Annotated in this window: 15 protein-coding genes; 5 read left to right on the top strand and 10 right to left on the bottom strand. The window is 61.6% G+C overall.

The window, feature by feature from the left end:
- Positions 1–5 precede the first annotated feature (5 nt).
- The 9 genes from IEX85_RS12815 to IEX85_RS12775 all read right to left on the bottom strand — a co-directional run bounded on the left by IEX85_RS12815 (position 6) and on the right by IEX85_RS12775 (position 10371).
- A complete protein-coding gene (locus tag IEX85_RS12815; RefSeq protein WP_188861006.1) occupies positions 6–1139 on the bottom strand; it encodes a M14 family metallopeptidase in 1134 nt (377 codons plus the stop codon).
- 71 nt (positions 1140–1210) lie between these two features.
- Positions 1211–2230 (bottom strand): ABC transporter ATP-binding protein, encoded by a 1020-nt coding sequence (locus tag IEX85_RS12810; protein ID WP_188861005.1) that lies wholly within the window; start codon positions 2228–2230, stop codon positions 1211–1213.
- Position 2231: 1 nt separating this feature from the next.
- A complete protein-coding gene (locus IEX85_RS12805) occupies positions 2232–3233 on the bottom strand; it encodes an ABC transporter ATP-binding protein (protein ID WP_188861004.1) in 1002 nt (333 codons plus the stop codon).
- Positions 3234–3238: 5 nt separating this feature from the next.
- Positions 3239–4189, bottom strand: coding sequence for an ABC transporter permease (locus tag IEX85_RS12800; RefSeq protein WP_188861003.1), 951 nt, complete (start codon positions 4187–4189; stop codon positions 3239–3241).
- A gap of 94 nt (positions 4190–4283) precedes the next feature.
- Positions 4284–5261, bottom strand: a complete 978-nt coding sequence (locus tag IEX85_RS12795) for an ABC transporter permease (RefSeq protein WP_188861002.1) — start codon at positions 5259–5261, stop codon at positions 4284–4286.
- A gap of 374 nt (positions 5262–5635) precedes the next feature.
- Positions 5636–7189 (bottom strand): ABC transporter substrate-binding protein, encoded by a 1554-nt coding sequence (locus IEX85_RS12790; protein WP_188861001.1) that lies wholly within the window; start codon positions 7187–7189, stop codon positions 5636–5638.
- 508 nt (positions 7190–7697) lie between these two features.
- Positions 7698–9344, bottom strand: coding sequence for a chaperonin GroEL (groL, locus tag IEX85_RS12785; RefSeq protein WP_188861000.1), 1647 nt, complete (start codon positions 9342–9344; stop codon positions 7698–7700).
- Between the two features lie 60 nt (positions 9345–9404).
- Positions 9405–9698 carry a co-chaperone GroES gene (locus tag IEX85_RS12780; RefSeq protein WP_188860999.1) on the bottom strand — a complete coding sequence of 98 codons (294 nt, stop codon included), beginning with the start codon at positions 9696–9698 and terminating at the stop codon, positions 9405–9407.
- Between the two features lie 151 nt (positions 9699–9849).
- Positions 9850–10371 carry an FxsA family protein gene (locus tag IEX85_RS12775; RefSeq protein WP_188860998.1) on the bottom strand — a complete coding sequence of 174 codons (522 nt, stop codon included), beginning with the start codon at positions 10369–10371 and terminating at the stop codon, positions 9850–9852.
- 513 nt (positions 10372–10884) lie between these two features.
- Between IEX85_RS12775 and IEX85_RS12770 the strand changes: the two genes are divergently transcribed.
- Together IEX85_RS12770 and IEX85_RS12765 are read left to right on the top strand one after the other, a co-directional pair.
- Positions 10885–11646 (top strand): SDR family oxidoreductase, encoded by a 762-nt coding sequence (locus tag IEX85_RS12770; RefSeq protein ID WP_188860997.1) that lies wholly within the window; start codon positions 10885–10887, stop codon positions 11644–11646.
- A 210-nt stretch (positions 11647–11856) separates the two neighbouring features.
- Entirely contained in the window at positions 11857–13308 is a 1452-nt protein-coding gene (locus IEX85_RS12765) for an AmpG family muropeptide MFS transporter (protein WP_188860996.1), read from the top strand.
- A gap of 80 nt (positions 13309–13388) precedes the next feature.
- Here IEX85_RS12765 and IEX85_RS12760 read toward each other — a convergent pair whose 3' ends face one another.
- A complete protein-coding gene (locus tag IEX85_RS12760) occupies positions 13389–13871 on the bottom strand; it encodes a YajQ family cyclic di-GMP-binding protein (RefSeq protein ID WP_188860995.1) in 483 nt (160 codons plus the stop codon).
- A 182-nt stretch (positions 13872–14053) separates the two neighbouring features.
- Here IEX85_RS12760 and IEX85_RS12755 point away from each other — a divergent pair, with 182 nt between their 5' ends.
- The 3 genes from IEX85_RS12755 to IEX85_RS12745 are packed head-to-tail and all read left to right on the top strand — an operon-like array spanning position 14054 to position 16417.
- Positions 14054–14983 carry a ketopantoate reductase family protein gene (locus IEX85_RS12755; RefSeq protein ID WP_188860994.1) on the top strand — a complete coding sequence of 310 codons (930 nt, stop codon included), beginning with the start codon at positions 14054–14056 and terminating at the stop codon, positions 14981–14983.
- Positions 14976–15842: a polyphosphate kinase 2 gene (gene ppk2, locus IEX85_RS12750; protein WP_188860993.1), complete on the top strand. Its 867-nt coding sequence runs from the start codon at positions 14976–14978 to the stop codon at positions 15840–15842. The genes IEX85_RS12755 and ppk2 overlap by 8 nt, the downstream gene beginning before the upstream one ends.
- 2 nt (positions 15843–15844) lie before the next feature.
- Positions 15845–16417: a cob(I)yrinic acid a,c-diamide adenosyltransferase gene (locus tag IEX85_RS12745; protein WP_188860992.1), complete on the top strand. Its 573-nt coding sequence runs from the start codon at positions 15845–15847 to the stop codon at positions 16415–16417.
- Positions 16418–16424 lie beyond the last annotated feature (7 nt).

Raw genomic sequence — 16424 nt, 5'->3', positions numbered from 1 at the left:
TCAGCTTACCCGCGCCGCAGCCAGGCCAGGACCGCGTCGAGCAACGAAGCACCGAGTCGTGCCGAACGTTCGGGCGACCAGCCCTGCTCCGGATCCGGCCGCAGGTCGTTGTCCTTGAACGGCATCTCGAGGGTCATTGCCGGACAGCCGAAGCGCTTGCCGACCCAGTTGCTGGCGATGGTGATGGCTTCGTCACCGAATTTGCCCGGCGGATAGCCGCGCTCGAGCTGGAAATCGGCGTTGACCGCCTGCAGATCGCGTTCAAACGCGCGCTCCTGCTCCAGCAGCTCGTCGCTGACCCAGGGCGCCCCCTCCTGGCCGGCGATGAAGTTGCACGGCAGCGCCTCGTCGCCGTGGAGGTCGAGGTAGAGGTCGACACCGGTCTGTTCCATGCGTTCGCGCACCGCGAACACCTCTGGACTGCGCTCGAGGCTGGGAGCGTTCCATTCCCGGTTCAGGTTGACGCCGATGGCGTTGGTGCGCAGATGGCCGCGCACGGCGCCGTCGGGATTCATGTTCGGCACCAGATAGATGACCGCCTCCTCCAGTAACGTCTGTGACTGCGCATCATGCCGGTCAAGCAGCCGCTCCAGCAGGCCCTCGGCGCACCACTGCGCCATGGTTTCGCCGGGATGCTGTCGGGCTGTGACCCAGATGGTCCGGCGGCCCGGTGCGGGCTCACCGATGCGCAGCAGATCCAGCGTGCGTCCATCGAGGGTTTCACCGAGCGACTCTACGAAGACCCTCGCGGAGCGCGACGCGCCGGCGACGAGATCCAGGTGACGCTCGAAGCTGTAAGGCGCAAAGTAAGCATAGTAGACGCTGTCCTGCGCAGGCTCGTGCTCGATCAGCAGCTCGCCGTCCTGATAACGGGTTGGCACCCGGAACCAGTAGCGGCGGTCGTAGGACGCCACCGCGCGGTAGTCGTCCCAGCCGTCCGGATAGGCGGCTCCGGCGGCGTTGGTCAGGCGCAGGCGCAGCGCCCGATCACGCCCGCCGTCGACGCGAAAATGAAACCACTGGTAGAAATCCGAAGCGTTGTCCGCGCGTATAGCCAGCCGAACGTCGTGCGGCCGGCTGGCATCCAGCACCTCGATATTGCCGCTGTCGAACACAGCGTTGATACGTAAAGCGCTCATTTCAGATCAGACCTCTTCGGCCGGGCTTGAAAGCAGGCGGTCTGGCCGCCACCTCAGCGATTGTGATCATCTCAGATCCGGCCTTCCTCGACGGCGTGGCAAGCCACCTGACCGCCGTCGCTGGTCGCGATCAGCTGCGGGATCTCGCGCTTGCAGCGCTCGTTGGCGTGGGGGCAGCGCCCGTGGAACACGCAGCCCGACGGCAGGTTCACCGGTGTCGGCACCTCGCCCTCCAGCCGGATGTGCCCCGAGCGATTGTCCTCCAGACGCGGAATCGCCGACAGCAGCGCCTGGGTGTAGGGGTGGCGCGGTGTCGCGAACAGCGTTTTGGTTGGCGCCAGCTCGCACAGCGAGCCCAGGTACATCACAGCGACGCGGGTGCCGAAGTGCTCGACCACCGACAGATCGTGGGTGATGAACAGGTAGGTCAGGTTGCGGCTCTCCTGGGCGTCCATCATCAGGTTCAGCACCTGGGCCTGGATCGAGACGTCGAGCGCCGAAATTGGCTCGTCGGCGACGATGAACTCCGGATCCACCGCCAGTGCCCGGGCAATACTGATGCGCTGGCGCTGACCGCCGGAAAACTCGTGCGGGAAGCGCTTGGCCCAGGTCGGGTCGATGCCGACCGAGTGCATCACCTCGTGCACCTTGTCGCGGATCTCGGTGTTCGATGACCCGGCGTTGTGGAAGCGCACCGGCTCTTCCAGCGTCTGGGCGATGGTCATGCGCGGGTTCAGCGACGCGTAGGGGTTCTGGAAAATCATCTGCATCTTGCGCCGGTACGGCAGCACCTGGCGATCGCTGAGATTGTCGATGCGCTGACCTTCATAGCTGATACTGCCTGACGACGGACTGAGCAGCCCCATCACGGTGCGCGCCACGGTCGACTTGCCGCAGCCCGACTCGCCCACCACGCACAGCGCCTCGCCGCGCTGCACGTCGAGGCTGACGCCGTTGATCGCATGCACGTGTTCCTGCTCGCGCACCAGCTTGCCGCCACGAAATTTCAGCTGATCGAGGAAGTCGCCGGAGATCGAGAAGCGCTTGTACAGATCCTTGATCTGCACCAGGGAGTCGACTTGGGCGTTCATCTTACTTCACCTCCAGGGTTTGCGGCGCTGCGTTTTCGGCCAGTTGCTGGGCCACCATATGACAGGCGACGCGGCAGCCGCCGGAGCGGACGTACTCCGGCAGCGTGCTGCGGCAGATATCCATGGCGTAGTCGCAGCGCGGGTTGAAGGCGCAGCCGGTGGGGATGTTCTGCAGCGGCGGCATGGAACCGCGAATCTGGTTCAGGCGCTGGCCCGGAATCGCCATCTGCGGCAACGCGTTCATCAGCCCCTGGGTATAGGGATGCTGGGCATCGTTGATGATTTCGCGGGTCGGGCCGTGCTCGATGATACGGCCGGCGTACATCACCATCGCCTGGCGCGTGACCTGGGAGACCACGCCAAGATCGTGGGTAATCAGCATCAGCGCCACGTTGTTGCGCTCGCACAGCTCCAGCATCAGGTCCATGATCTCCGCCTGGATAGTGACGTCGAGCGCCGTGGTGGGCTCGTCGGCGATGATGATGTCCGGATCCATCAGCAGGCCAATGGCGATGACGATACGCTGGCGCATACCGCCAGAAAGTTCGTGCGGGTACTGATCGAAGCGCTTTTCCGGCGACGGAATGTACACCTGCTTGAGCTTCTGCAGCGCGATGCGTTTGGCATCCTTGCGCGAGATCTTGCGGTGCGCCAGCAGGCACTCGACCATCTGCTGACCTATGGTGAGCACCGGGTTCAGCGTCATCATCGGATCCTGGAAGATCATCGAGATGCGGTTGCCGCGGATGCCGCGCAGTTCCCTAGGCGACAAGTTCGCCAGATTCTTGCCCTCGAACAGGATCTCGCCGCCGGCGATAAAACCGGGCTTGGACAGCAGGTTGAGGATCGAAAAGCCGAGCACCGACTTGCCGGCGCCGGACTCGCCCACCACGCCCAGGCGCTCCCCCCGCTCGAGGCTGAAGTTGATGTCCCGCAGCGCCTTGACCTCGCCGCTGCGCAGCCCGAAACGGACTTCGAGGTTTCTGACTTCCAGAAGTGCCATCTTGATCACCCCTTGTAGAGTTTCGGGTTGAGAACATCGCGCAGCCAGTCGCCGAGCAGGTTCATCACCAGCACCAGCCCGACCAGCACGACACCCGGAATCACGGTAATCCACCAGGAGCCGGAGAAGATGTACTCGAAGCCACTGGAGATCAGCGAGCCGAGTGAAGGCTGGGATACCGGCATGCCAAGACCGAGGAACGACAGCGAGGCCTCGGCGATGATGGCGTTGGCCACCTGCACCGTCGAGATCACCAGAATCGGCGACAGCGTATTCGGCAGGATGTGGCGGAACATGATGCGCGGCGAGCGCAGGCCGATGACACGGGCGGCGTCGACGTATTCCTTCTTTTTCTCGGCCAGCACCGAGGCACGGATGGTACGGGCGTACTGCGGCCATTCGGCTATGCCGATCACCAGAATCAGCATCAGCATCGCCAGATTCTGGTACAGCTCGGTGCCGAAGGTGGCCTGGAAGACCGCCAGCACCACGATCGCCACCATCATGGTGGAGAACGACAGCTGCACGTCGGCGCAGCGCATCAGCAGGCTGTCGATGCGACCGCCGCTGTAGCCGGCGAACAGACCGATGATGATACCGAGCAGCGCCTGCAGCGCCACGGCGCACAGGCCGATGGTCAGTGACACCCGGGTGCCGTAGAGGATAGTGGACCAGAGGTCGCGCCCCTGGGCGTCGGTGCCGAGCCAGAAGGCCGGGTCCGCTCCCTCTTCCCAGCTTGGCGGCATCTCGGCGTTGAGAATGTCGATCTGCGCCGGGTCGTAGGGGTCGTAGGGCGCGATCAGCGGTGCCAGCAGCGCCAGCACGGCATAGGTGACGAATATCGCCAGACTCAGCTGTGCCACGCGATCGCGGGTGAAACTGTGCCACAGGTGGCTGTCGCGAAAGCGCTGCCAGGCCGACGGCGGCGCATCCATTGTCTGCAGTTGTTCGCTCATGATTTCTTACCTGCCAGCTTGACTGTCGGGTTGACCAGGCCGTAGATCAGGTCCACCAGGCCGTATAGGGTGCGTGACGACGAAAATGGCGCGTTCATTTTTTACCTGCCAGTTTCACTGTCGGGTTGACCAGGCCGTAGATCAGGTCCACCAGGGTGTTGGTGACCACGAAGATGGCGCCGACCACGATCAGGTAAGCGACGATCAGCGGTGTGTCGACGCGATTGACGGCTTCGAGGAAAAGGAAGCCCATCCCCGGCCACTGGAACACGGTTTCGGTGAGGATGGTGTAGGCCACCATGGTGCCGATTTGCACGCCGCCGACGGTGATGACCGGCAGCATGGTGTTCTTGAGCGCGTGCAGGAAGTAGATCCGGCGCGGCGCCAGGCCCTTGGCCCAGGCGAACTTGACGTATTCGGACTGCAGCACCTCCATCATTTCGGCACGGATCAGGCGGATGAACAGCGGCAGCATGATCGACGCCAGCGACACGCACGGCAGCACCAGGTGCGCCAGGCCGTCGGCGGTGAAGAAACCGCTGTCCCAGAAACCCAGCACCGTAACGGTTTCGCCGCGGCCGAAGGACGGCATCCAGCCCATTTCGATGGAGAAGAAGTAGATCAGGCCGATGGCGGTCAGGAACACCGGTACCGAAATGCCGATGATGCTGAAACCCATGACCGCGCGGGAAAACAGGCTGTTGGGCTTGATCGCCGAATAGACACCCAGCGGCACCGACAGCAGGACGATGATCAGGGTGGCGCCGAACACCAGCTCAAGGGTCGCCGGAAGCTTGTTGAGGATGACCTCCAGCGCCGGCTCCTTGAAGAAGTAGGAGGTGCCGAGGTCGCCCTGCAGGGCGTTTTTGGCGAAACGGGCGTACTGCACCAGGAAGGGGTCGTTGAGCCCCATTTCATCGCGCAGCGCCTGGCGCTCCGCTTCCGATACCGACTGTCCCACCAGCTCGCGCAGCGGATCGCCGAGGTTGTCCTGTATCGAGAAGCTCACCAGGCTGATGATGAACATCACCACTATCGCCTGGACGACACGTTTGATCAGAAAAGCAATCATAACTTAACCCGGATAATTTATGAGGGTTTTGGAATTAAGGCTCAAGCTGGCTAAGAAGGTTGTGCGACCGGTTGAAGGGCCGTAGCTTGCTACGGCTCAAGGCCGATCGCGCAAGATTCAACGCCAGCTTGGGTCTTAACCCAAAAAGGACGAAGTTGAATCTCCGACTTTCGTCACCAGAATACTAAGCTATTGAAATATATCGATTTTCATAAATTCGGTCCGCCTTCATGAAATATGCGGGTTCTGCCTCGAGCCTTGCCCGGGTCCGTGGATCTGGCTCTGATTTGAAGCAAAAGGACGGCCCGGCGCGGGCCGTCAGGAAAACTCGAAGGAGACAAGCGGGGCCGGCGGGGCCGCCGGCCCCGGTTCACTTATTCCTCGATGACCAGGTCACCCAGGTACGGGAAGTTCATGACATTGAGCACCGGCTCGATATCGACTTTCTTGGCGGCGGCCCAGGCCAGGTTCTGCCAGTGCAGCGGTACGAAGGCGGCATCGTCGTACAGCATCTGTTCGATCTGCTGCATCAGTTCTGCGCGCTTGGCCGGATCGGTCTCGCTGTTGGCCTGCACCACCAGCTTGTCGATCTCCGGGTTGCAGTAGTTGCCGCTGTTGTACTGGCCGGCACCGGTATCGGCGTTCGGGCACATGGTCAGGAACTCGTAGAAGTTGTTCGAGTCCTCGGTATCGGCGTGCCAGCCGATCATCATGATGTCCGCCTCGCGGGCATCGAAAGCCGGCCAGTACTGCGCCTTGGGCACGGTTTTGAGATCCACCTTGATGTTGATGCGCGCCAGCATCGAGGCCACCGCCTGAGCGATCTTGGCATCGTTCACGTAGCGATTGTTCGGCGCCATCATGGTGACGCTGAAACCGTCTTCGTAACCGGCATCCTTCATCAGCTGCTTGGCTTTCTCGAGGTCGTAGCGCGGCTCAAGGTTCGGGTTGTGGCCGAGATAGCCTTCCGGACTCAGCTGCGCCGCGGTGGTGGCGAAGCCTTTCATGATCTTGTCGACGATGCCCTTCTGGTTGATGGCGTAGTTCACCGCCTGGCGCACGCGCGCGTCCTTGAAGGCTTCGACACGATTCTGGTTGAGCTGGAAGGTAATGATGCGGGTGCCGCCCATGGTCACCAGGTTGGTATCTTCATTCTTCTCGATACGGTCGAGGTCGGTCGGCGGCACCGGCGCGATGAAGTCGACGTCACCGGACAACAGCGCGGCGACACGGGTCGGCGATTCCTTGATCGGGGTCAGCACGATGGTGTCGACGTTGCCCGGAGACTGCTCATCCCAGTACTGGGGATTGCGGCTGAACTCGACCCGCACACCCTGCTCGCGGCTGGCGACGGTGTAAGGACCGGTGCCGGACAGATGAGAAGAGGCGAAGGAGTTGCCGTGCTTGACCAGCATATCCTTGGGATTGCCGTTCTCGTCGGTACCGCTGTAGAAGGCGCTGTCCATCGGGAACAGATAGGTGGCGTTGTTCAGTACCAGCGGGAAGGGCTCGTTGGTGACCAGGTCGATGGTGTAGTCATCGACGACCTTGAGTTCCTTGAACGGCGCGAAGATGCTCTTGAAGTCGGCGGAGTTGCGCAGACGCTCGAAAGTGAAGGCGACGTCCTTGGCGGTCATCTCGTTGCCGCTGTGGAACTTCACGCCCTTGCGCAGATGAAAGCGCATGGTCAGGTCGTCGACACGCTCCCAGCTCTCGGCCAGACGCGGTTCGAAGGTCAGATCCTTGGTCCAGCGCACCAGCGGGTCGAAGGTCATGTGTGACAGCTGCAGGGTACCGCCGGACAGCTGCTCGTGCGGATCCAGCGAAACCGGATCGGCATCGTAGGCCATTTTGAGGGTCGCAGCCTGAGCACTCATTACGCCGATGCTGAGCATGGCGCCGGCGAGAACAGAGAGAGTTTTCTTCATCTTTAGTCCTGCAGTTGTTTTTAGTGACCCTAGCAAGACTAGACGATCGACTGCAGGCGACCAATCGAAATACCGAGTAGGCCTATACGCGATACGTATGCGAATGGTGTATGCGGCTTGCGGCTTGCGGTAGCATGGGTCTAGCCGCCATGAGCACAAAACCGCAACATTCAGCCAAACCCTGACGGCGGCGTAACCCATCAAATGCTTCGGCTACTGCGTTGCCTGCTGGAAATATGCGGAATATCAGGCAGCTCGACCAAGCCCGCGCCGACCGACACGAAGGCACCTGCGGCGCCTATGATGGGTTACGCCGCCCCTCCCCGGGAGCCGGCCGGGAAGAACAACAGAACGGCGGCTAGACCCACCCTTCTTTGACACGTAACCCGTCACCCCAAATAACACCCCGCTCCTGCACATCCTGTGCCCGCAGGATAAGTATGTCCCTACACAAAAAAAACCCCGGCGCGAAGGCCGGGGTTTTCAAGGGTTTTGGGGTTGGCCGGGCTTACATCATGCCGCCCATGCCACCCATACCGCCCATGCCGCCCATGTCAGGCATAGCCGGGCCCTTGTCTTCCGGGTGCTCGGCAACCATGGCTTCGGTGGTGATCATCAGACCGGCAACGGAAGCAGCCGCCTGCAGTGCAGAGCGGGTGACCTTGGCCGGGTCCAGGATACCCATTTCCAGCATGTTGCCGTATTCGCCGGTTGCGGCGTTGTAGCCGTAGGCGCCTTCGCCTTCGCGAACCTTGGAGACGACGACGGAACCTTCGTCACCGGCGTTCTCGACGATCTGACGCAGCGGTGCTTCCATGGCACGGAAGGCCAGCTCGATACCGACGGTCTGGTCGTGGTTGATGCCTTCCAGTTGCTGGACGTTGGACAGCGCACGGATCAGAGCAACACCGCCGCCCGGTACCACGCCTTCTTCGACAGCCGCACGGGTCGCGTGCAGGGCGTCTTCAACGCGGGCCTTTTTCTCTTTCATCTCGACTTCGGTAGCAGCACCGACCTTGATTACTGCAACACCGCCGGCCAGCTTGGCAACGCGCTCCTGCAGTTTTTCGCGGTCGTAGTCGGAAGAAGTCTCTTCGATCTGGGCGCGGATCTGGGAAACTCGGGCTTCAATGGTAGCCACTTCACCAACGCCGTCGACGATGATGGTGTTTTCCTTGGTGATGTTGACCTTCTTGGCCTGACCCAGCTGTTCCAGGGTAGCGGTTTCCAGGCTCAGGCCGACTTCTTCGGAGATGACCTGGCCGCCGGTCAGGACAGCGATATCTTCCAGCATGGCCTTGCGACGATCACCGAAGCCCGGCGCCTTGACGGCAGCGACCTTGACGATACCGCGCATGTTGTTGACGACCAGGGTCGCCAGGGCTTCGCCTTCGACGTCTTCGGCGATGATCAGCAGCGGACGGGAAGACTTGGCTACCTGCTCCAGGGTCGGCAGCAGATCGCGGATGTTGGAGATTTTCTTGTCGAACAGCAGGATGTACGGCTGTTCCAGCTCGACGGACATGTTCTCCTGGTTGTTGATGAAGTAAGGAGACAGGTAGCCGCGGTCGAACTGCATGCCTTCAACGACTTCCAGCTCGTTCTCGAGGCCGGTGCCTTCCTCAACGGTGATGACGCCTTCCTTGCCAACACGCTCCATCGCCTTGGCGATGATGTCGCCGACGACTTCGTCGGAGTTGGCGGAGATGGAGCCTACCTGGGAGATAGCCTTGGAATCTTCACAGGGAACAGCCATCTTGCGCAGTTCTTCGACGACCGCAGCAGCGGCCTTGTCGATGCCGCGCTTGAGGTCCATCGGGTTCATGCCGGCGGCAACGGACTTCAGACCTTCGTTGACGATCGCCTGAGCCAGAACAGTCGCGGTGGTGGTACCGTCACCGGCAACGTCGTTGGCCTGGGAAGCGACTTCCTTGACCATCTGTGCACCCATGTTCTCGAACTTGTCCTGCAGCTCGATTTCCTTGGCGACGGAAACACCGTCCTTGGTGACCAGCGGTGCACCGAAGGACTTGTCCAGCACGACGTTGCGACCCTTCGGGCCCAGGGTGGTTTTCACGGCGTCAGCCAGGATGTTCACGCCCTTGAGCATGCGGTTACGAGCGTCATCACCGAAACGTACGTCTTTAGCAGCCATTGTCAGTTAATCCTATACAAATCGTTTGGAATCGAAATTCAGGGGTTGGCGCAGGACTTATCAGTCTTCCAGCACGCCGAAGATTTCGCTTTCGTTCATGATCAGCAGCTCCTCGCCGTCGAGCTTGACGGTGTTGCTACCGGAGTACTGGCCAAACAGAACGACATCACCCACCTTGACGGACAGCGGCTTGACGTCGCCGTTGTTGAGAGTACGCCCTTCACCTACCGCAACGATGGTGCCGCGATTCGGCTTTTCTGCTGCGGAACCCGGCAGCACGATACCGCCGGAAGTGGTGGTTTCTTCTTCACTGCGACGAACGACAACCCGATCGTGAAGCGGACGAATTTTCATCTGTTTGTTCTCCTGATCTCGTTAAGATCCAAAGCCTTGTTTTGCAGAGAAAGGACACCGGCCTATCGGCGCCCCAAATTCTGGTTGAAAAGGAAGATGGGGGCGGCCCGGGGCATTTCAACAGCGCCAGCGAAAAATTTTTAAATTTTTTTCAATCGTCCTCGCGACGGTATTCGCCATCGATGACATCGCCTTCGCGTGAACGGGTGGGCTGCTCGTGGTGGCGAGAGCCATGGGGATCCTGATGGCCATAGGGGCCGTGCGGGCCGGGCTGGAAATCCGGGTCGGCAAAACCGGACATCTGCTGACGACTCATCGCCACCACCGTGAAGCGCTTGATAAGGGCATTGGCGGCGAGGCGCCGTGTGACCGGAATCAGGCAGCAGAAACCGATGAAGTCGGTGACGAATCCCGGCGTGATCAGCAATGCGCCACCGACGGCCAGCACGATTCCCTCGACCATCTCCCGCGCCGGTATTTCACCGGCATTGGCCCGCTGCTGCGCCCGCGCCAGCGTCGACAGCCCCTGGTAACGCAGCATGTTGACGCCGATAAAAGCGGACAACAGCACCAGACCGACGGTATACCAGGTACCGATCAACTGTCCGACATTGATCAGCACGGTGATTTCGACAATCGGAATGATGATAAAAAGAAGAAAAAGAAACGGCATGTCGCAAGGTCCGGAAGAGTTTGCCCCATGACACCAGATGCACCGCCAGACCGCAACCTTGTGCACCGTTTTGCCCTTGAACGTCCCTTGCCGGGCTCATTCTTAAGACCTTTAGACGAAAGTCGTAGAAAAAATTCCCCACCCCGTTACCGCAAACAAACTTCTTTTTATTCAAAAACTTAAGATATTCGGAAATATCGGAATGCAGCTCAGGTATAACAGCTGACTGTTATGTTTTCGTGACACTCCCGTGTCGGTAGTAGACATTTGTGCATCTGCGGGATAACGTTTTGCATTGCAGCATGTGAATGCCGCAAACCAACAATAACTAGAACTGGCTCCGGGGTATCCGTTCAGGCTCCCCTACTTGGGAGCTGGCAAGGGTCGCCGAGGCAGCCAAGACGCATCGCCTTCCCGCGGCGCCCCGGCTGCACACCCGGACGCAAAGCAGCCCGCCAGGAACCCGTCCCGGACTCAGCACTGCGCTTTCATTCAGGAAACAAGGTACCCGCGATGGAACTGAAAGATAAGGTAATCGTCATCACCGGCGGCGGACGTGGCCTGGGCCGCTCCATGGCTCTGGAACTGGCCGACAAGGGCGCGCGTATCGCCCTGGTCGATATGCACGGCGCCGATCTCGAAATCACCGCCAGGCTCTGCATGGAGAAAGGAGCCGATGCCCACTGCTTCGTCTGCAATGTCACCAACGAATCCGCCGTAGAAGGACTGTTCGAGGAAATCGCAACCAAACTGGGCGCCATCCACGGCCTTGTCAACAATGCCGGCATCACGCGCGATGCCATGCTGGTCAAGGCCAAGGACGGCGAAGTCGTCAGCAAAATGTCCCTGGACAAGTGGAACCAGGTCATCGCGGTTAACCTGACCGGTACTTTCCTCTGCGCCCGTGAAGCCGCCGCCAAGATGATCGAGCTCGGCAACCACGGCTGCATCATCAATATCTCGTCGATTTCCCGCTCGGGCAACATGGGTCAGACCAACTACACCGCCAGCAAGGCCGGCGCCGAGGCGATGGCCGTCACCTGGGCCAAGGAACTGGCGCGCTATGGGATACGCGCCGCGTCCATCGCGCCCGGCTTCATCGCCACCGACATGGTCATGGCGATGAAACCCGAAGCCCTGGAGAAGCTGTCCTCGCAGATCCCGCTGCGCCGCCTCGGCAAGCCCGAGGAGATCGCCCGCACCGTAACCTTCATTCTCGAAAACGACTACATCAGCGGTCGCTGCTTCGAAATCGATGGCGCCTTGAGGATCTAGTTCACAGAGCACAGTAGACAGTACAAAGTTTTGGCAGCAGTACCGCCTGACCCTGGGACCCGCACGAGTTGCGGGTCTTTTTTTGGATTCTTCGCAGATTAGCCTGAATCCAGGACCGCCCTCTGTAAACTCAAAACCTGCCTTGCATTTACATTCGCCGGCGCGACCGAGACAATGGCAGGGGCCTAATTCGAGAAAACCGGACCCAACATGCAAGCAGTACCCGAGCGGGATGGCAAGGATCTGAAACAGTGGCTGAACAGCGCCCGCATCTACCTGCATCCGCGTGCCGTGACGCTGCTGTTTCTCGGTTTTTCCGCCGGACTGCCGCTGATGCTGGTGTTCTCCACCCTGTCGTACTGGCTGCGCGAGGCCGGAATCGACCGCGGCACCATTACCTACTTTTCCTGGGTCGCGCTGACCTACGCCTTCAAATGGGTCTGGTCGCCGATTATCGACCGGACGCCGATTCCGCTGCTGTCGCGCTGGCTCGGCCGCCGGCGCAGCTGGATGCTCACCGCGCAACTGGCGATCCTTGCCAGTCTGGTCGGCATGTCCGGCTCGGACCCGACGCAGAACCTTGAACTGATGGCGTTCTTCGCTCTGATGGTGGCCTTCAGTTCCGCCACCCAGGACATCAGCATCGACGCCTACCGCATCGAGTCGGCGGGGCCGCGGCTGCAGGCGGCGATGGCAGCAACCTACATGCTTGGCTATCGGCTGGCGATGATCGTGGCGACGACCGGGGCACTGCTGATCGCGGCCTGGTACGACCCGACCGGCGACGCCTACCATCGCGAATCCTGGGAGATCGCCTATCTGGTAATGGCGGCGCTGATGCTGGTGGGGATCATCACCACCCTGCTGGTAGCGGAGCCGGCGCCCAACGGTAGCGCCGCGCAACAGGAACGGGCGCAGATCGAAGCCTTCATGGAACAGCGCCAGCACCTGCCGCACGTCCTGGCGAAGACCCTGGGCTGGCTCTATATCGCCATCTGGTGCCCGTTCGCCGACTTCGTGCGCCGCTACGGCCGCCCGGCATTGCTGATTCTGGCGCTGGTCGGCAGCTACCGCATCGCCGATGTGGTGATGGGTATCATCGCCAACGTGTTCTATGTCGACATGGGCTTCACCAAGGTCGAGGTCGCCGAGATCACCAAACTGTTCGGCACCCTGATGACCATCCTGGGTTCGCTGTGCGGCGGCCTGCTGGTGTATCGTTTCGGCGTCATGCGGATGCTGTTCACCGGCGCCGTGCTCGCGGCGGGGACCAACCTGCTGTTCTCGGCGCTGGCGCTGACCGGACACAGCGTGCCCTTTTTGATCGTGACGGTATCGCTCGACAACTTCAGCGCCGGCATCGCCACCGCGGCCTTTATCGCTTATCTGTCGAGCCTCACCAGCGTCAGCTACACGGCGACCCAGTACGCACTGTTCAGCTCAGTGATGCTGCTGCTGCCGAAGTTCCTCGCCGGCTTCTCGGGCGATGCCGTCGACCTGATCGGCTACCCGCTGTTCTTCGCCGGCACCGCGCTGCTCGGCATGCCGGTGCTGGTGCTGGTGTGGCTGGCGGCGCGTTATACGCCGGTTACAGCCACCACCATCGGCTCCGATGACCGCGACGCCGGCGATCGGCACGAGCCCGCCAAACAGCCGTCGTAACCCCTGACATCCGCAGCACGTAGGGCGCACCGAGCGAAGCGAGCTGCGCCGGCCTGTGGGCTGTCGTTTGCCGCTGCCACTCAATCCCGGAAATTGTTGAACTGCAGCGGCAGTTCCAGTTCGGCGCCGCGCAACAGCGCAATCACCTGCTGCAGATCGTCACGCTTCTTGCCATTCACGCGCACCTGGTCGCCCTGGACCTGGCTCTGTACCTTGATTTTGGAATCCTTGATCAGCTTGGTGATCTTCTTCGCCAGCGCCTGGTCTACGCCCTGCTTCAGCACCACCACCTGACGCGCCTTCATGTTGGCAGTCTCGGGATCCTTGACCTCCAGGCAACGGATATCGATCTTGCGGCTGGTCAGCTTGCTGCGCAACACCTCCAGCATCTGCTGCAGCTGGAAGTCCACCTCGGCCCAGAGCACCACCTGGTCGTCGCTGTGCTCGAAGCGGGCGTCCACACCCTTGAAGTCGTAGCGATTCTGAATTTCGCGGTTGGCCTGATCCACCGCGTTGGTTACCTCGTGCGCATCCAGCTCGGACACGATATCGAATGAAGCCATCTGCTCTCTCCTCTTGCCGCGCAAAAGCAGGCATTCTAGGACAGTGTTGCCTTCGTTGCAGCAACTGCCGGCGTCAGTTACCAGCCTCACACCCGCAGGACCCTGCGCGCGCGCGCCCAGAGCGTTCCCCCGCCCGGCGCGGACCGCTATTATGAGCCCATTCGACTGCATCTGGAGATTTCATGGAGTGGACCATTGTCGGGGCCGGCGCTATTGGCTGCCTCTGGGGAGCCAGCCTGCAACAGGCGGGGTTCGGCGTAACCCTGGTGTTGCGTGACGCCACCCGGCTGCAACAGTTCCGGCGGGCCGGCGGCATCCGCCTGACACGGGAAGGCAACGAAAGTCTTCACCGGGTGAAGGCAACCCTGGCCGGCGACTGCGGACCCATCGAGCGCCTGCTCCTGTGTACCAAGGCCTTCGATACCGAGGCGGCGCTGCGCGCCGTACTGCCGAGACTGACGCCAAACGCCCGGGTGCTGGTTTTGCAGAACGGCCTTGGTAACCAGCAGCTGGCCGGCGAACTTGTCGGCCCCTGGCGGCTCGCGATCGGCTCCACCACCGACGGTGCCTGGCTGCGCGCGCCCTTCGAAGTGGTGCACGCCGGACGCGGCCAGACGCGCATCGGCGCCAGCGACGCGGACTCTTCAGATCTCGTAGCGGAACTGCCCGATGATTTCAGCCTGGAGGTCTGCTCCGATCCCGATATCGAGACCACGCTCTGGCGCAAGCTCGCGGTCAACTGCGCCATCAACCCTCTGACCGCGATACACGCCTGCCGCAATGGCGACCTGGTACGCATCGCCCGCTACCGCGAGGAACTGATCAGGCTGTGCGACGAGTTCGAGCTTGTCGCCAGGGCCCGTGGCACTCAACTGTTCGACAGGCCTCTCGCCGAGCAGGCACAGAACGTCGCTGCGGCCACCGGCGACAATTTTTCGTCGATGCTGCAGGACATCCGTCACCGGCGCACCACCGAGATCGAACAGATCACCGGCTACCTTTGCCGTGAAGCCGAACGCCTCGGCATCGCCGTACCGACGCACAGGGCTATGCTGGAACAGGTCCGCAAACTCGAAGCTACGCAGCACAGGAGAGACAGCAACCATGGCTGACAGTGACAAGCGCCTTATCAGCACCGAACTGCTGGACCTGGCAACGCTGCACCTCCACGAAGAAGCTGACAGCGAGCTGGCGGCGGGACAGCTGGAACGCCGTGAGCGCCCCAATCGCATGACCAAGGCCCGGTACAAGCGGGAAATGTACCCGCTGCAGATCGAACTGCAGAAGTTCCAGCGCTGGGTGCAGGAGTACAGGATCCCGCTGTGCGTGCTGTTCGAGGGGCGCGATGCCGCCGGCAAGGGCGGCACCATCAAACGTGTGATCGAAAACCTCAATCCGCGCAACTATCGCGTGGTGGCACTCGGCAAGCCCACGGAACAGGAGCTTGGCCAGTGGTACTTCCAGCGCTATATCAAGCAACTGCCCAACGCCGGCGAAATCGTCCTGTTCGACCGCTCCTGGTACAACAGAGCCGGCGTCGAGCGCGTCATGGGATTCTGCACCCGGGCCGAGGTAAAGGAGTTTCTGCACACGGCGCCGCAGCTCGAACGCATGATGATGGACTCGGGACTGCACCTGGTAAAGCTCTGGTTCATGGTCAGCAAGAAGGAGCAGCGCCGGCGCTTCCACCAGCGCGAGACAGACCCGCTGAAGCAGTGGAAACTGAGCCCCATCGATGTCGAAGCGCAGCGGCGCTGGAACGACTACAGCCGCGCCCGGGACGACATGTTCCGTTATACCAGCACGCCGGAATCACCCTGGGTGTGCATCCGCTCCGACGACAAGAAGCGAGCCCGGCTCAATGCCATACGCTACCTGCTGGGCCTGTACGACTATACCGACCGGGACACCTCGGTGCTGCAGCTGGATCGCCGCATCGTCTCGATTCCCCGTCCCGAAACCAAGGACTGACAATGGCCGACCGCCTGACCCGAATCTACACCCGCAGTGGCGACCGTGGCACCACGGCGCTGGCCGATGGCCGGCGCGTCGACAAGTACCATCCGCGTATCGAGGCGATCGGCGATCTCGACGAGCTCAATGCGCTGCTCGGCGTGCTGCTGGCCGAACTGGCGGCAGACGACCCGCTGCTTGCCGTGCTTGCGCCGCTGCAGCACGACCTGTTCGACCTCGGCGGCGAACTGGCGATGGTCGACGAAGCCTACCGGGTGATGGATGCCGAAGCGGTCGCGTCCCTGGAACGGCACCTGGACGCGCTCAACGGCGCGCTGCCGCCGCTGCAGGAGTTCATTCTGCCCGGCGGCAACCGCGCCTCGGCGCTTTGCCAGCAGGCCCGCGCCGTCTGCCGTCGCGCCGAACGCCGCCTGGTGGAACTGGCCGGGCGCGAGCCGGTCAATTGTCACAGTCTCGGATACCTCAACCGCCTGTCGGATCTGCTGTTCGTTTGCGCCCGCGTACTGGCGCGGCGGCAACAGGGCCGGGAAGTCTGCTGGCAACCCCGCCACCGCCGTCAGCATTCAGATTAAACTTTTG

Origin of the sequence: Marinobacterium nitratireducens, from assembly GCF_014645375.1 — a bacterium.
Taxonomy (GTDB): Bacteria; Pseudomonadota; Gammaproteobacteria; order Pseudomonadales; family Balneatricaceae; genus Marinobacterium_A; species Marinobacterium_A nitratireducens.
This window is presented reverse-complemented; position numbering and strand designations above follow the sequence as displayed.

What these genes read in the sequence shown, in the direction of transcription:
- IEX85_RS12815 (WP_188861006.1), bottom strand. Translation starts at nt 1,139, where the DNA reads ATGAGCGCTTTACGTATCAACGCTGTGTTCGACAGCGGCAATATCGAG.
- IEX85_RS12780 (WP_188860999.1), bottom strand. Translation starts at nt 9,698, where the DNA reads ATGAAAATTCGTCCGCTTCACGATCGGGTTGTCGTTCGTCGCAGTGAA.
- IEX85_RS12790 (WP_188861001.1), bottom strand. Translation starts at nt 7,189, where the DNA reads ATGAAGAAAACTCTCTCTGTTCTCGCCGGCGCCATGCTCAGCATCGGC.
- ppk2 (WP_188860993.1), top strand. Translation starts at nt 14,976, where the DNA reads ATGGCTGACAGTGACAAGCGCCTTATCAGCACCGAACTGCTGGACCTG.
- IEX85_RS12795 (WP_188861002.1), bottom strand. Translation starts at nt 5,261, where the DNA reads ATGATTGCTTTTCTGATCAAACGTGTCGTCCAGGCGATAGTGGTGATG.
- groL (WP_188861000.1), bottom strand. Translation starts at nt 9,344, where the DNA reads ATGGCTGCTAAAGACGTACGTTTCGGTGATGACGCTCGTAACCGCATG.
- IEX85_RS12760 (WP_188860995.1), bottom strand. Translation starts at nt 13,871, where the DNA reads ATGGCTTCATTCGATATCGTGTCCGAGCTGGATGCGCACGAGGTAACC.
- IEX85_RS12775 (WP_188860998.1), bottom strand. Translation starts at nt 10,371, where the DNA reads ATGCCGTTTCTTTTTCTTCTTTTTATCATCATTCCGATTGTCGAAATC.
- IEX85_RS12800 (WP_188861003.1), bottom strand. Translation starts at nt 4,189, where the DNA reads ATGAGCGAACAACTGCAGACAATGGATGCGCCGCCGTCGGCCTGGCAG.
- IEX85_RS12810 (WP_188861005.1), bottom strand. Translation starts at nt 2,230, where the DNA reads ATGAACGCCCAAGTCGACTCCCTGGTGCAGATCAAGGATCTGTACAAG.
- IEX85_RS12805 (WP_188861004.1), bottom strand. Translation starts at nt 3,233, where the DNA reads ATGGCACTTCTGGAAGTCAGAAACCTCGAAGTCCGTTTCGGGCTGCGC.
- IEX85_RS12755 (WP_188860994.1), top strand. Translation starts at nt 14,054, where the DNA reads ATGGAGTGGACCATTGTCGGGGCCGGCGCTATTGGCTGCCTCTGGGGA.
- IEX85_RS12745 (WP_188860992.1), top strand. Translation starts at nt 15,845, where the DNA reads ATGGCCGACCGCCTGACCCGAATCTACACCCGCAGTGGCGACCGTGGC.
- IEX85_RS12770 (WP_188860997.1), top strand. Translation starts at nt 10,885, where the DNA reads ATGGAACTGAAAGATAAGGTAATCGTCATCACCGGCGGCGGACGTGGC.
- IEX85_RS12765 (WP_188860996.1), top strand. Translation starts at nt 11,857, where the DNA reads ATGCAAGCAGTACCCGAGCGGGATGGCAAGGATCTGAAACAGTGGCTG.